This is a genomic window from Staphylothermus marinus F1, assembly GCF_000015945.1.
Taxonomy (GTDB): domain Archaea; phylum Thermoproteota; class Thermoprotei_A; order Sulfolobales; family Desulfurococcaceae; genus Staphylothermus; species Staphylothermus marinus.
Genome location: NC_009033.1, coordinates 415,410 through 429,668, shown reverse-complemented (window position 1 = coordinate 429,668; position 14,259 = coordinate 415,410). Strand labels below are relative to the sequence as shown.

Genomic DNA, 14,259 nt, shown 5'->3' with positions numbered 1-14,259 from the left:
TGCCCGGTTCACTGGGTAAGTATTCATGTAAAGCTATTTTTCTAGGAGGGAAAATAAAATATTATTATAGACAAGAATTTGAGGAGAACTGAGTTGAATAAACCGGAAGACCTAGCTCACCTCAAAATAGTTTCTTCACCAATAATAACAGTTAATGGAGACAAGATATTCTTCACATTAACAAGCATTAATATGGATAAGGATAGATACGAAACAAATATTTGGCTTTATGATCTCTCAACAAATAATTATGCACCGATAACGAAGGGTCCAACGGATCAGAGCCCAGAGCCTGATCGGAGAGGTGAGAAACTAGCTTTTATAAGTAGGAGAGATGCAGAATCAGAAAATGATCGTGGAAACGGAATATATATACTTGATCTAAAATATTCTCGTGAACCTAGACTTGTTGCTTGGTTTAAAGGAGGAGTTCGAAGAATAGAGTGGAGTCCTGATGGAAAATACTTGTTAGCAATAATTAATGAAGGAGAACCAGAAGAAGATGTTAAACACATTGATGATATGCCTGTATGGTTTAATGGTGTTGGATTCGTATATAATATGTCTTCTCACCTAATCATACTTGATCCTGATAGTGGAGAATATGAGAAAATAACTAGTGGAAAAATCTTTGTGAGATCAGCTTCTTGGAGTAATAATGGGAGATACATAGCCTATACTTTATCTAAGGATAGAGTGAACCCTTACTTATCAGAGCTACACATATATGATCTTGTCGAGAAAAAGGATAGAGTATTGTTGGAGAATATAACAACATATTTTACCCCTGCATGGTCTCCCGACGATAAATATGTTGCATTAATATTTCATCGTCGGGAGAGAGGATTTAGTACTCATTATAAAGTATACCTGATAAATACAGATACTGGAGAGGAGAAATGTATTACGTGCAGTCTTGACAGAAACGTATTGAATACTTTAAACTCTGATGTTAGAGCACGAAGCAATACTCGCGAATTATACTGGGATAGAAACTATAACTTGTACTTCTTAGTATCCGAAAAAGGCATAACACACCTTATGGCTTATAATCCCTTATCCGACCAGTTCATAGAAGTATATGGTAGAGAGGGATTTGTAGTAGATGATTATAGTGTGTCATTTAATGGTAGAATAGCTTTACTGGGCATGACTCCTTACGAGCCAAGAGAACTCTACCTATACGAGAATAATTCGTTGAGAAAATTATCGTTCTTCAACAAGTTCTATCTATCAAGAATAGAGTTGGGAAAGGTTGAAAAATTTGTATTTAAAGCTAGCGATGGAGCAGAAATCGATGCATGGATCATGTATCCGAGTAAAACTGGAGATAAAATACCGTGGATCCTATACATTCATGGCGGACCCAAAACAAGCTATGGCTGGAGCTTCATAGAAGAATTACACTACCTTGTCAGTAATGGATACGCCATCGTTTACGGCAATCCTCGTGGAAGCGATGGATACAGCGAGGAATTCGCGGATATACGTGGACACTATGGTGAAAGAGATTATCAAGACTTATTAGAAATAGTCGATGAAGCATTGAAGAGATACAATTTCCTAGATCCAGAAAGAATAGGTGTTGCTGGAGGAAGCTATGGTGGCTTCATGACTAACTGGATAATAACACATACAAATCGCTTCAAAGCAGCTGTTACACAGAGATCAATATCAGACTGGATAAGCATGTATGGAACAACAGATATTGGACACTACTTCGTAGAAGACCAGATAAGATGCACTCCTTGGAGAAACCCGGAGACATGCTTAGAGAAAAGCCCGATCAAATACATTGAAAACGCTGAAACACCAACACTAATAATACATTCGCAAGAAGATTATCGTTGCTGGCTTGACCAAGCATTAATGCTGTATAAAGCATTGAAATTAAAGGGGGTAGATACTAAACTAGTAATATTCCCTGGAGAAAACCATGATCTGAGCAGAAGCGGTAAGCCTAAACACAGAATGGAGAGATTAAAAGAGATCAAGGAATGGTTCGATAAATACTTGAAAAAGAAATGCGAAGCTAAAAATTATTAATCCCAACTAAATCAAATACATTAATGAATAGCCGCCGTAGCTCAGCCCGGTAGAGCGCCGGCCTTGTAAGCCCGAAGAGACCAAGGAACTAATTCAGGCCCGTACAATACATAGGCCGGGAGAGCCGGTGGTCGCGGGTTCAAATCCCGCCGGCGGCTCTCTTTTCCTATTCTAATTATTCTAGTCCATGCTTAGATCCTGATTCAATACAAGATATAAATAATCATATTATTTTGTTGGAACAATAAAAACATAAATAAAACGTGTTTTGAATATATGTTGCTGTTTATTCGGGGTATGCATTATGAAGTGGGAAATTGTAACTAGGCCTTCATATTCTCTTTTACAAGTAGTCCTTGAACCGAATGAAAGCGTTACTGCAGAGCCTGGTGCTATGGTGTATATGGCTGGGGACGTTAATGTGAAAACTCATACAGGTGGTTTGGGTAGTGCTATTGCAAGAAAATTATTGGGTGGAGAATCAATATTCATGAATACTTTCACAGCAGGTCCTAGGGGAGGAGAGGTTTGGTTTGCTCCTTCTTTACCCGGAGATATAGAGTATGTTGCTCTGAATGGTTCGAGAGACCTAATTATTCAAGATACAAGCTATCTTGCACACCATGGCGATATAAAGCTGAGTGTTGCATAGAGGGGTTTGAGAGGATTATTAGCTGAGGGAGAAATGTTTTGGCTAAAAGCTAGTGGCGTTGGCGGCGTATGGATAAATAGTTATGGAGGAATATTAAAGAAAGAACTGGGTGTAGGCGAGAGAATCATCATAGATAATTTCCACTTCGTAGCAATGGATGACGGTATGAAATGGAATATTAGAAGGTTTGGTGGATTAAAAAGCTTCTTTTTCGGTGGAGAAGAACTTGTCATAGAAGTTGAAGGACCTGGAAGAATATATGTACAAACTAGATCGCTCCCACCATTCTTACAGCTAATAACTAAATATATTGGCAAGAGAAAATAGAATTATTCCATAAAACAAGTATTATTCAAATTATTAAGTTTTTATATATCCTATTGTCTCGAGAATTGTTTCAGAAAATCGTAATGGAACAATTTATTCAACAATATTTTGAAAACAAACGAGTCTAATTATTAAAGATAACTTATCGCATAGATCTCCGAGTTAGACAAAGCTTGATTATGTTTGCTTATCCAGCCACAATAACTGTAACATTATATAAAGTTCTTAATTCGTAGGAGAACGAGTTTTATTATTTGTTTCCTATTCTAGGAAGGCCGCGATAATTGATATTATTAATATGAATAGTAGTATTAAGGATAATGTAAATGATCTATAGTCTTTTCTTAGAAGAAGCATGATACTTATGGAGAATAAAGTGATCATAGGTGTTATGATAATGGTTACTAAGCCAACATATACTAATAGATCTACATGTAATAAATTATTGACAAACAATCCTATTAGCAGCATTACTAGTCCAAGAAATACTCCGGTTCTTAATATTTCTGCGGCTTTTTCATACATATTTCCAGGTCTCCTCCAGTATTATATTAGGAGTTTTATTGAGGCATACATTAATGTGACTGAGAATATTATTTTTAGAATTCTCGGACTAATCTTTTTCAGCATATGAGCACCCAAGGTTGCTCCAGGTATTATTCCTAGAGCTAATGATGCGACTGCGTAGGGGTTTACGTACCCTTTCAATAAATAGACTAAGCTTCCAGCACTAGCTGTTAATCCAACCATAAAACTGCTTGTAGCTATTGCTGTTCTAATAGGTAAGCCTAAAACCATCGTCATAAGTGGAACTTTGAGAACACCGCCACCAATACCAAGCATTCCAGATGTTAAGCCGGCCAAGAAAGCTATCAGTACACCTACTCCTCTACGCTGTCTCGACACCTTATAATTACCTGTCTCGATCTCTTTTCTCCTCAAAGCATCTCTCAACATCGAGATAGAAACATATAGTAGTAGGAGAGAGAAAGCTGTCTCAACTATTCTTGTTGGTAGAGATATTGTTAGATAAGCCCCCACTATTGCTCCTGCAGCCGTTGATGGCTCGAGTAGAAAAGCTGTTTTTAGATCAACATCTCTTCTACGCAAATAAATACTTGATGCAGATGATGATGTAACAATTATGCTTACAAGACTGGTAGCTATAGCTTCTTTTACATCATAGTTCAGTATGAGAACCATGAAGGGAATCATGAGTGTTCCTCCACCAATACCTACAATAGCAGATACAAAACCTATCCCGAGAGCTCCCAGAAACAATAGTATTAAATCATACAAGCTCCATCCCTATATCGCTGATAAATTGTTCGTTTTGTTTCACCTAGAGTATATGGAACGAGACATAATTAAAACGATATGGTTTTGTTTCATAGTATATTCAGTAACTATCTCAATACTGATTTGATAATAACCATTGATTCTCCACATATACTCTTCTAAGACCATTCCTACGCGCTATCTCTACAGCTCTTAGTGCGTGTTTCCAACTGGTCCTAGGTAGATCTATTAATTCATAATCTGGATGGAAGCCTAAGAAAACATATGGGATCTCATTATTTATTTCAGCAATATATCTAGTCATATTATCTATTTCATAATCATCAATATACCCGGGTACTAATAGCGTTGATACAACTAATAAGGGGGGATCTGGTCTTTGATCAAAATATTCTGCTACAAGTTTTATATTCTTCCTTATAAGCTCTACATGTTCAGGCTCAATACCTGTTAGTGCAATATATACTTCGGGGCTCCAAGCTTTGAAATCTATTTTAACAATACCACCTGTTTCCAAGCTTATTTCTACTGCTTTCCGTAGAATATATGGATTCCACAAACCATTTGTTTCCCAGCAAATTCTAAACACTTTATTACCAATCCTCCTAGCTTTCTCAATCATTCTCCTAGATGCTTCTATTGCATGTATACTCCACGGACCAGGGTCTCCTCCAAAGAAGCATACGCACGTTGTCTTCTCATTCACACTATTAACAAGATCCTCTATGCTGAGGAAGGGTTTGCCTTGTGAAGCCATTTTTCTATATTCCCAGTTTTGACAATATAAACAATCCATATTACATGCACCATAAAATACTGCAATATTATAGTAGCCTCTCTCCCCCTTAGGAGACAAAGCATATTTTGGGTAACCCCTCCCAGTTACTGCGGGACATACAGGATAGGCTACACAATTAGTTGGATGAGGATCATAATAATATAGGCCAGTAGCTATCCAAGGACTACCAGTTATGTTTACTAATTGATTATCCTTGTTTAATCTCACACCACAATATCCTCTTTTACTGTTTCCAATAATACATCCCCTACCACAAATACTGCACTTGATACCTCCGTGATCAGTAGGTGTAACAGGAGGGAGTCCAAATCTATATCTTGATCTCCTGTGAGCTTCTAATGCTATGGGGAGAGCTTTCTCAGGATATTTTCTTAAACAATCAACACAAACACCAATAGTGTCTGAGACCAATATGTTTTCTCTACCACAGATCCTACACTTACCCATTCATTGCTCCCATACATACTATTATACTTCTAGAGGTGAAATCACTATCGTTTAGTGTATGATTTAAAATAGTCTCTTATATAGAATGGTAAAAACGAGAATACCGCTAATAACTCGGGAATAGCCGCACCTCTCGGAATCTCTGAAGCAAAGTGTAGATACCACATTGCAATATGACCTATTATTAGTAGAACAGCTATCCATGATTTGTCAAGTATTGATATAGCTATGAAATATGCTATTATTGATAAGAAAAACAATACTGAGACTAGGAAATGTATCCAACCATATACTTCGTCGAAAACCCCTATTAAGTTAAGAAATACACCCATGGATATGATTAAAGATCCTTTAACTCTACTCCACGAATAAAGATTTCTTAAACCAACTATAACAATTAGTATCCCACCAATTGCAAGACCTAGATTGAATATTGGAGCAACACTGCTTTTAACAGCATGTCCTAGATCGCTTAATGCATTATTCCATATATTAAACCATGACGACATAGAGATAGCTAATGCGATCATTGTTAATGGGAAAGAAAAGCTGAGAATAAATATTATCATATCCATCCAAGAGTGCTTGTTTAAAGACATAGTAGCTCTCCACCCTCCACAACATTAATCATAGTCTACATATTGTATTTTTGATTAGGGTGTTAATAATTGATCCATCAGAAATATGATATTAGATTAGAACCTATAGGTGTGATCCATACAAATGCTAGTATCGAGGATATAAAGAATAGTTATTCAGGTGTTGAAGGAGTAGTAGAGGTTTTCCCAGAATATGAAGAAGGGCTTGACGGAATCGAGGGTTTTTCACATATAATAGTAATATCGTATCTACACATGGTATCAGACGAGAATAGAAGAGTCTTAAAGGTTAGACATAGGAGACTTAGGAGATTCGGTATAAAAATTGATGATTTACCATTAGTAGGAGTATTCTGTACAGATTCTCCACATAGACCTAACCCTATAGCTTTATCTATTCTAGAACTTGTTGAAAGAAACGGGAGATTCTTAAAGGTTAGAGGACTAGATCTATATGATGGAACACCTGTTCTCGATATTAAAGCATATACTCCAGATAGATGTATAGAGAATATTAGGGTTCCTTGGTGGGTTAGGAAATTAGAGGAGAGGATTAGGGAAACAATGGGAGAACTTAAATGGATATAATAAATGGTTGTTTGGGATGATAGTTTTCCAGAGCGTCTCTAAATACTATGGTGAAACCCCTGCACTAGAAAATATTAGTTTACGTATAGAGCCTGGAAAAGTAAATGTATTGCTTGGACCTAATGGTAGTGGTAAAACAACGCTCATGAAACTAATACTAGGAATAATAAAGCCTGATACTGGAAAAATAGTTGTTTATGGACATGATCCTGCTCGAGACCCAATACCTATAAGGAGGATCATTGGCTATGTACCCGAAGATGATGCATTGTATCATAGTCTCCGCGTTAAAGAATATCTAGAATTTGTTGCTAGAATATATGGTTTAAAACAAGATATTGCTAAAAGAAGTATTGAGAGAGTAATTGATGCTTTTATGTTAAGAGATAAAATAAATGAATTCATAGGATCGCTTAGCCATGGATATAAGAGAAGAGTATTGTTAGCAGCAGCATTCATACATGATCCACTAATTTATTTGCTTGATGAACCATTTATAGGTATTGATCCTAGGATAGCTAGAGCATTAAAGACAGTACTAAAGAATAAGGCAACAAAAGAGTGTTTAATCCTATTATCCACACATGTACTAGAAATCGCTGAAGCACTAGCTGATAATATTATCCTACTATATAAGGGAAGAATAATATCTACTGGAAGCGTTGAAGAAGTCTTGGAGAAAGCTAGAACAGAGGGATTAGAAGAAGCCTTCCTAAGCCTAACAAGGTCTAAGCTACAAGTTGAAGAAATTATAAAAGCTCTAATGGGTTGAACCAATGCAATTGCTAAACCGTGAATCTTTTTATTTAGCATTAATATTTATCCGAGAAGCAATTTATCGTAGTCTTTCCCGTTATCGTGTTAGGAGAGGAATATATGGTTATTTCATAAAAATCTTAATGCCTAGTATAGATGATGGAGTATTAGTCTACAATTTGAAATGGCTATTAACGGGGATGATGAGCGGATTATTCATTGGTTTATGGATACCCATTGTATCTTATGGTTCAAACATTATGGGATTACCCAATATTTCAAAAGCATTCACAGCATCCTACTTAATCATGGCTATGCTTATATCTATAGTTATTATTCTGGATCTCATATACCAAGTAACAGCTTCCATCCGAGACCTTGGAATGACCAAGCCTATCGAATATATGCCTATTAAACATGAGAGCATCGAAAAAGCAGCTTCATACAGTATTATTGTGGGGGGAGGATTAAGTGGATGCCCGTGCTTTATTTTTTGGTTGTTTTGGAAATTTTGGATGCTTGCACGGGCTTCCCCCTCTTGGGTTGGGGCTTCATCCCTTCACGGAGGGGGCTATCGGGGCTCCACACAGACCACTTTTGAGCCCTTCATCTGCTTTTTATTAACCATTATATTAGTGAGGGTTTATAAAGCGAACCCCGCCAATCTATCAAAACAACAGTTTTCATAATTTCCAAAACAACCATAATATCCAAATAAGCGAATAGTCTTTTATTAGGTACTGGGTTATCTATAGGTACAATAATATCTATTGTTCTAGAATCATTTTCTCCCATAATCATGGTACCACTAGGTTTTGTATCGCTAGTCCTCTTAATTTATCCGTTAGCAATAATTATTTACTCTAAAATTAAGCCGGAAACGAATTCGCTAGTATCTCTGATATTATATTTATCAATTATTATAGCAGTATTATCTTTCTACGTATACTTTATGGGTTTAGGTTCTAGATACGAGGTTTTATCGGTTATTAGGAATTATATATTCATTTTCCCTATTCCATACGTTTATGCTTCAATAAACGGTTTTGAACCAGAACCAGTTTTTTATAGTTTACTATACTTTATCATTGGATTCTCTTCTTCACTATATATTCCTAGAAAATACGGTGTTAAAATAATCTGGTCTCAGAGAATAAGTAGTGGTGGTAGCAAGAGGATCCTCTCTAGATCCAAGATTGTTACTTTGGGGCTAAAGGATCTTTATCTGCTAATTAGGGATCATACTCGGCAAAAACAATTTTATGGAGAAATAGCTGCTATTCTAACACCTTTATATATTCCATTATTTAATCCAGCCATACAATCTTTTCTTGAAGGATTGAATAATGCTGATTCATATGTTCTTATTGGATTATATGGTTTGGTAGCGTATATTTTAGCAGTAATAACTACTCCAATCCTTGTTTTCTTAGAAGCTGATAGGAATAGGTTACTCTATATTTATCCATTGAGTAGGGAAGAAGTTGTTTTAGGAAAAACCATTGCTTCAACAATATTGTTTCTCCCCATAGTATTTATTTCTCTTATAATTGTTTCATTTCTTATCTCTCTGCTCCATGGCTTCATGGTTTTCTATACATTTATCTCGTATTGGATATTTGGGGCATACCTATCTTTTTCACTAATACTTCGTTTTCTCTGGGGCAAACTTGATGCTTGGACAGAGCTTAGCCTAGGTATTGTTAGGAGGCTCCTATTATTGTTTATCTTATCTATTCCATTAATGTTCTTAACACCTTTGATCTTGTTCTTTTTGTTTTCGAGCCACAAACAGCACTGTATTTACTCCTATTAATTCCTCTACCAATCAATATATACGTTGCTATTAGAACCATAACTACATAGATAGATTACTATGAATTAATGGTGTGTATTAATGACTAGGTTCTGTATATATTGTGGTGCAGAAGATACACCTGACAATCCCGTTGTTGAAGGTGTTTGTCTACGCTGTAGAATTAAGAGAGGAGAAATAATTGAGCAGGTTAAGAGAGAGATAAGAGTAGATTTCTGCAAAGTTTGTGGAGCTGTACGTATAGGTTATAAATGGATAGATACAAACGGTTTTAATGAAGCCTTACATCATATCGTATATAATCAATTGAAAGAACTGGTTAAACCCGGTATAGGCGTTGATGATCTGAGAATTGATGGGTATGAGCTTGTAACAAGTGCTTCTTGGAGAACAGTTGTTAGAGTATATTTTAGAGGTATTTATGGAGGTAAAGAATTTGTTTATCCATTGGATTTTATCGTTTACTTAAACCCGACAAAGTGTCCAAGATGTAAAATGATTGAGAGCGGAGAGTTTGAAGCAGTTGTTCAAATCAGAGACGTCCATGTTAAGGATTTGGAGAAGGCTTTAGAGAAAATATTTAGTAGAGATAAGCGTTTAAGACAGGATCTTGTGGATTATATTGAAGTTAAAAACGGCATCGATATTTACTTCTATAATCATGGAGCAGCACGTAAGCTGAGCCGTAAACTATCAAATATGTTGGGCTTAGTGATCAAGGAAAACTATGAAGTAGCTGGTATGAGGAGCGGTAAACAAAGAGCAAGATTATATGTTAGTTTAAAGCCTAGTAATTTGTCCCATTAATTTATTATAAAGTTTAGAAATATAAGGGCTTGAGTGGGAAAAAATAAATGGTGAATATTATGGCGAGAAATCTTGACAATGCTGACATTAAATTAATACAAATGCTAGCCACCGACGGCAGGACTAGTATTTCTAAACTTGCAGAAGCAACGGGTTTAAGCTATACAGCTATACGTAATAGAATAATTAGATTAATAAACAAGGGGTATCTCGAAATAAAACCATATGTGAACACAAAAATCCTCGGGAATATTGCTGCTATTATAAGATTTAGGACGAAGAATCCTGAAAAGCTAGCAGAAACCTTATCTAAATGCAATAAATTACTTGGAGTAATGGTTAACCATGAGGGAGTAATAGCGATGATTTATTCAAGAAATAAAATTGAAATAGCATCTTTTATAAGTCGGTTAATAAGTCTAGATCCAGATATTGAAGAATACTATATAGAATATGGTAAAATACCAAATAACACCATGGTTCCCATTAGAAAACCTGATCCAAAATGTGAAAACTGCATATATTACCAATTAGAACTATGCAGTGGGTGCTTACCATTACTAAGAATAAAAGGTAATAATAAAAGGAAATAATCAATAATGAAACGAATTAATTCCTTCTTCGACCCATTCATGTATTCTTGGACCAACAATATCTTCTCCGAGCTTTAAAATATTGTAAAGGCTAGGATCCCTTCTAATCTTATAGATCCTCCTCTTATATTCTGGGTGTTCATACATTATCATTCTCAGAATCTCCTCTAATAATCTTCTACCATCACTATTCACATAGTCGCCGTGGAAAAATCTATAATAATTAATGATTAATTTTCTAAACAGAAACCCTATATCTCTCCCCCATCTTAGCTTCTTACCCATATTATTCGCCACACATGATCAATATATTGTTTTCTAGAATTATCCGAGAATATAATATATTCTAAAACACAAATATTTCTTACTAGCAAGAAGAAATATCTATGGGTGTTACATGTTGCGAATAATATTAATCGGTCCTCCAGGAGCAGGTAAAGGCACATATGCAAGGTATTTCTCGAAAAAATATTGTATCCCACATATTAGTACAGGAGACATATTCAGGGAGGAAGTAGCTAAAGGAACAGAGCTTGGGAAAAAGATAAAAGATATACTTGATAGAGGAGAACTAGTTCCTGATGATATAGTTATAGAAATAGTTAAGAAGAGATTGCAACAACCAGATACGGCTAAAGGATTTATACTTGATGGTTTCCCTAGAACTATTAGGCAAGCAGAAGCTCTAGATGAAATAACCAAGCTTGACGCAGCTATACACATATATATTGCTATGGAAGAAGCTGTTAGAAGGCTCAGTAATAGATATATTTGTCCAAAATGTGGAAGAGTCTATAACTTATTATTTAATCCTCCAAAGAACGATCTCAGATGCGATGATGATGGAACACCTCTTATAAGGAGATCAGATGATGAACCAGAAGTTATACGTAGGAGATATAAAATATACTATGAAACATTTCAGCCAATCATAGAATACTATAAGAAAAAGAATCTATTAATAGAAATAGACAATACTATTGGAAGCGATAAGGGAATACCATTACTGGAGAAAATCCTCATCGATAAAGGCATACTAAAGATAGAACCATGCAATCCAAACGTATCTATTAAGTAAAGAAATAAGGTTTTCCAATACTATTACTAAAATAAATTATTTTAAGGCTCTAAACAACACATTTTTAACGAACCATCGCATAGTGGATGCATAGAAGATGATCAATATTATTGTTCGTAGCTCTAAGGATGCAGACGCTGTTAAAGCTATGATTAATAGGTTTTATAAGGACTGGAACATAAAAGTATATACATTACATGGTGCAAGAACAATTGATGACATAAACTATAGGCTTAAAGAAATAATTAGTGATGATAAATTCTACCTCCTATTACTCGGCAGAGAAGAACAAAATATTATTGATGAATTAAGGAAGAATAAACCAGACAACCTAGCAATACAAGTTGTGCCTAGGAAAAGAGTTCGTAATACGAGAATAGAGCATTTAGCATGGATATTCGATATAGGTAAAAGTATTTTCAGACTAGCTGTTGGTTGGAGAAATGATGTTGAAGCATATGTTCTCAGCCAATACAAGGGTATTAGGCTTGAAGACTACAATATTGACCCAGCATATGATATCTTCTTAGGAATAGGCGAAGAATTCTTATATAACCTGGAAAAGATTCTTGGAGGTAAAACATGTGAACTACCCCTCTTTGTAAGAAAATATGGTGGAGAACATGACATATACTGTGGAGATAAAAAAGTAGCAATACTACAAATACCAGATGAAGGAATCATCCCTAAAGGAAAAATTATTAGAGAAACATATGATGAGCCAAATGAGAAAAATGTTTTAGAAGCTAATAAACAAGTTCTCTCATTATACGAAAAAATATCTATCAAAATACTCGAAAAATACCGTGAATGGGCAGATACAATAATTGTTCCGTGGAGTGGTGGAAAAGATAGTACTGCAACACTATTATTGACTTTAAAAGTTTTCTCGAAAAATAAGGTGAAAACAATATATGCTGATACAGGAACAGAGTTTCCATGGACTCATAAATACATTAATGAAATAGCTGAACGTCTAGGAGTAGAAGTTATAAGAGTCTATGCAGGAATAGACAAAGGCATTCTAGATGAAGGATATCCCATGCCTAGACACGATAATAGATGGTGTACTTATAGGAAAATAAAAGCAATAGAGGAGACAATAGGGAAGTTATCAGATGGAAACATTCTCCTAGTTAAAGGAGATAGAGACGGAGAATCTAGAGCTAGAAGCATGAGACCTCCTATCTATGTAGAGAATGAAAACAAAATAGTAGTAACACCTATAAAGTTTTGGAGTGCAGCACATATTCAACTATACATGTTATTGAACAATATAGAATTAAATCCATTATACTATAAAGGATTCTACAGAATCGGATGCTATATATGTCCAGCTCTTAGAAGCTGGGAAGTCTATATAATGATGAATGATCCCGATCTTAGAAATGTTCTCGATAAATACCCATTATATAAATTATTCATCCGTATACGTAAAGGCGAAATACCTTCATATAAGAATATGGGCTAAAACAATTTTTGTCAGTAATCAGTAATGCTTTTACGGACGATCTCTCTAATGTATTCTCTAGCGTAAGGTCCCATGGGTTTTCCAAGAGCTTTCTGAGTTATTTTACAGAAACTACATACTTCTCCACTACTAGGCATTCCACATATACTGCATCTCCTAATAGTATCTCTGGGTTTAGGGTATTTCTCAAGGTTCTTCACAAATCTACGTATAAACCCTATAGTTAATCCTGGAAATTTATTTTCTAGAATCCCTAGATGCTTTTTTAAACTACTAGTTATAGTTTTTTCATCTGCTAATGGACATTTTTCCTCAACATAATCTATATTGTTTAATTCAGCATATTTCTTAATATCCTCCTCATATGTTTCGTATAAGGGTTTTATCTTAGTCGCTAAATAATCCTCGGCTCCTTCAATGCGGGGGGCTAATTTTGGTATTTGTTCAAGGTTTTGGACAAGGAATTCTCTGAGAATAAAAGTTACCATGTCATCTAGATTGTGTCCTGTAGCTATACTATCAGCTTTAAGTTCTACAGCTAATGCATTCAATAAATATCTTTTCACAACGCCGCAAACGCTACAGGGAGGTCTTCGGGTTTTTAATGCTAGTTCAGGTATACCTATGCTCAGGATTTCTCTGAGATCAAGAATTATTAGGGGAGCATTTATCTTTTCAGAAATCTTCCTCACTATTTCAACGGTTTTCTTACTATATTCCCCAATACCTAGATTTAAATGTGTCAAGTATAGTTTGAAACCAATTGTTTCTCTAAGCTTACTCAGAATATATGCTAAGACTACGCTATCCTTTCCGCCTGATAATCCAAGTAGTACACGATCACCCCTCCTAATTAAATTGTATCGCTTAATAGTTCTCATAACCCTATTCTCTATGAACTTGTTGAAGTGTTCTCTACACAGCCATAATCTTGAGTGATGCAAATAAACAACTGCGTTTCTACCACAAATACGGCATTTT

15 protein-coding genes, 1 tRNA gene and 1 pseudogene are annotated in these 14,259 nt (G+C 35.4%); 11 read left to right on the top strand and 6 right to left on the bottom strand.

All coding sequences use genetic code 11. The annotated features are described in order from the left end of the window. The first annotated feature begins 93 nt into the window (after window positions 1-93). From SMAR_RS02080 to SMAR_RS02070, 3 genes and pseudogenes are all read left to right on the top strand, one after another. Window positions 94-2,046, top strand: a complete 1,953-nt coding sequence (locus SMAR_RS02080) for a S9 family peptidase (protein WP_011838713.1) — start codon at window positions 94-96, stop codon at window positions 2,044-2,046. 30 nt (window positions 2,047-2,076) lie between these two features. Continuing rightward, window positions 2,077-2,204 (top strand) — tRNA-Thr (locus tag SMAR_RS02075). Between the two features lie 146 nt (window positions 2,205-2,350). Next, window positions 2,351-3,025 (top strand): annotated as a pseudogene (locus SMAR_RS02070) (TIGR00266 family protein). A 261-nt stretch (window positions 3,026-3,286) separates the two neighbouring features. Here SMAR_RS02070 and SMAR_RS02065 read toward each other — a convergent pair. From SMAR_RS02065 to SMAR_RS02050, 4 genes are all read right to left on the bottom strand, one after another. Next, complete coding sequence (locus tag SMAR_RS02065) at window positions 3,287-3,550, bottom strand: hypothetical protein (RefSeq protein ID WP_011838712.1); 264 nt, start codon at window positions 3,548-3,550, stop codon at window positions 3,287-3,289. 21 nt (window positions 3,551-3,571) lie between these two features. Continuing rightward, entirely contained in the window at window positions 3,572-4,324 is a 753-nt protein-coding gene (locus SMAR_RS02060) for a sulfite exporter TauE/SafE family protein (RefSeq protein WP_011838711.1), read from the bottom strand. A gap of 112 nt (window positions 4,325-4,436) precedes the next feature. Then, window positions 4,437-5,570, bottom strand: a complete 1,134-nt coding sequence (locus SMAR_RS02055; protein WP_011838710.1) for a radical SAM protein — start codon at window positions 5,568-5,570, stop codon at window positions 4,437-4,439. 44 nt (window positions 5,571-5,614) lie between these two features. After that, a complete protein-coding gene (locus SMAR_RS02050; RefSeq protein ID WP_011838709.1) occupies window positions 5,615-6,169 on the bottom strand; it encodes a DUF998 domain-containing protein in 555 nt (184 codons plus the stop codon). Between the two features lie 69 nt (window positions 6,170-6,238). Here SMAR_RS02050 and tsaA point away from each other — a divergent pair, with 69 nt between their 5' ends. The 6 genes from tsaA (at window position 6,239) to SMAR_RS02020 (ending at window position 10,729) form a co-directional block, all read left to right on the top strand. Next, complete coding sequence (gene tsaA, locus SMAR_RS02045) at window positions 6,239-6,757, top strand: tRNA (N6-threonylcarbamoyladenosine(37)-N6)-methyltransferase TrmO (RefSeq protein WP_011838708.1); 519 nt, start codon at window positions 6,239-6,241, stop codon at window positions 6,755-6,757. 16 nt (window positions 6,758-6,773) lie between these two features. Next, on the top strand, window positions 6,774-7,529 hold the full coding sequence (locus SMAR_RS02040; RefSeq protein ID WP_011838707.1) for an ABC transporter ATP-binding protein: 756 nt from the start codon (window positions 6,774-6,776) through the stop codon (window positions 7,527-7,529). A gap of 4 nt (window positions 7,530-7,533) precedes the next feature. Next, complete coding sequence (locus SMAR_RS02035; RefSeq protein WP_011838706.1) at window positions 7,534-8,202, top strand: hypothetical protein; 669 nt, start codon at window positions 7,534-7,536, stop codon at window positions 8,200-8,202. Between the two features lie 110 nt (window positions 8,203-8,312). Then, on the top strand, window positions 8,313-9,329 hold the full coding sequence (locus tag SMAR_RS02030) for a hypothetical protein (protein WP_011838705.1): 1,017 nt from the start codon (window positions 8,313-8,315) through the stop codon (window positions 9,327-9,329). 81 nt (window positions 9,330-9,410) lie between these two features. Further along, a complete protein-coding gene (locus SMAR_RS02025; RefSeq protein WP_011838704.1) occupies window positions 9,411-10,136 on the top strand; it encodes a 60S ribosomal export protein NMD3 in 726 nt (241 codons plus the stop codon). A 59-nt stretch (window positions 10,137-10,195) separates the two neighbouring features. Next, window positions 10,196-10,729, top strand: coding sequence for an Lrp/AsnC family transcriptional regulator (locus tag SMAR_RS02020; protein WP_148676717.1), 534 nt, complete (start codon window positions 10,196-10,198; stop codon window positions 10,727-10,729). Here the strand turns inward: SMAR_RS02020 and SMAR_RS02015 are convergent, their stop codons facing one another. Beyond that, window positions 10,730-11,014, bottom strand: coding sequence for a hypothetical protein (locus tag SMAR_RS02015; RefSeq protein WP_011838702.1), 285 nt, complete (start codon window positions 11,012-11,014; stop codon window positions 10,730-10,732). A gap of 112 nt (window positions 11,015-11,126) precedes the next feature. On the opposite strand from SMAR_RS02015, the gene SMAR_RS02010 reads away from it, so the two are divergent. Continuing rightward, the gene (locus tag SMAR_RS02010; protein WP_011838701.1) at window positions 11,127-11,807 is read left to right on the top strand and encodes an adenylate kinase; all 681 of its coding nucleotides are present in this window, start codon (window positions 11,127-11,129) and stop codon (window positions 11,805-11,807) included. Between the two features lie 97 nt (window positions 11,808-11,904). Then, complete coding sequence (locus SMAR_RS02005) at window positions 11,905-13,278, top strand: phosphoadenosine phosphosulfate reductase domain-containing protein (RefSeq protein ID WP_011838700.1); 1,374 nt, start codon at window positions 11,905-11,907, stop codon at window positions 13,276-13,278. Window positions 13,279-13,289: 11 nt separating this feature from the next. Here SMAR_RS02005 and SMAR_RS02000 read toward each other — a convergent pair whose 3' ends face one another. Next, window positions 13,290-14,249 carry a TIGR00269 family protein gene (locus SMAR_RS02000; RefSeq protein WP_425277387.1) on the bottom strand — a complete coding sequence of 320 codons (960 nt, stop codon included), beginning with the start codon at window positions 14,247-14,249 and terminating at the stop codon, window positions 13,290-13,292. Between the last annotated feature and the right edge of the window lie 10 nt (window positions 14,250-14,259).

Coding starts and splice junctions, on each gene's coding strand:
- SMAR_RS02065 (WP_011838712.1), bottom strand. CDS start 3,550: ATGTATGAAAAAGCCGCAGAAATATTAAGAACCGGAGTATTTCTTGGA.
- SMAR_RS02055 (WP_011838710.1), bottom strand. CDS start 5,570: ATGGGTAAGTGTAGGATCTGTGGTAGAGAAAACATATTGGTCTCAGAC.
- SMAR_RS02050 (WP_011838709.1), bottom strand. CDS start 6,169: ATGTCTTTAAACAAGCACTCTTGGATGGATATGATAATATTTATTCTC.
- SMAR_RS02040 (WP_011838707.1), top strand. CDS start 6,774: ATGATAGTTTTCCAGAGCGTCTCTAAATACTATGGTGAAACCCCTGCA.
- SMAR_RS02035 (WP_011838706.1), top strand. CDS start 7,534: ATGCAATTGCTAAACCGTGAATCTTTTTATTTAGCATTAATATTTATC.
- SMAR_RS02030 (WP_011838705.1), top strand. CDS start 8,313: ATGGTACCACTAGGTTTTGTATCGCTAGTCCTCTTAATTTATCCGTTA.
- SMAR_RS02025 (WP_011838704.1), top strand. CDS start 9,411: ATGACTAGGTTCTGTATATATTGTGGTGCAGAAGATACACCTGACAAT.
- SMAR_RS02020 (WP_148676717.1), top strand. CDS start 10,196: ATGGCGAGAAATCTTGACAATGCTGACATTAAATTAATACAAATGCTA.
- SMAR_RS02015 (WP_011838702.1), bottom strand. CDS start 11,014: ATGGGTAAGAAGCTAAGATGGGGGAGAGATATAGGGTTTCTGTTTAGA.
- SMAR_RS02010 (WP_011838701.1), top strand. CDS start 11,127: ATGTTGCGAATAATATTAATCGGTCCTCCAGGAGCAGGTAAAGGCACA.
- SMAR_RS02005 (WP_011838700.1), top strand. CDS start 11,905: ATGATCAATATTATTGTTCGTAGCTCTAAGGATGCAGACGCTGTTAAA.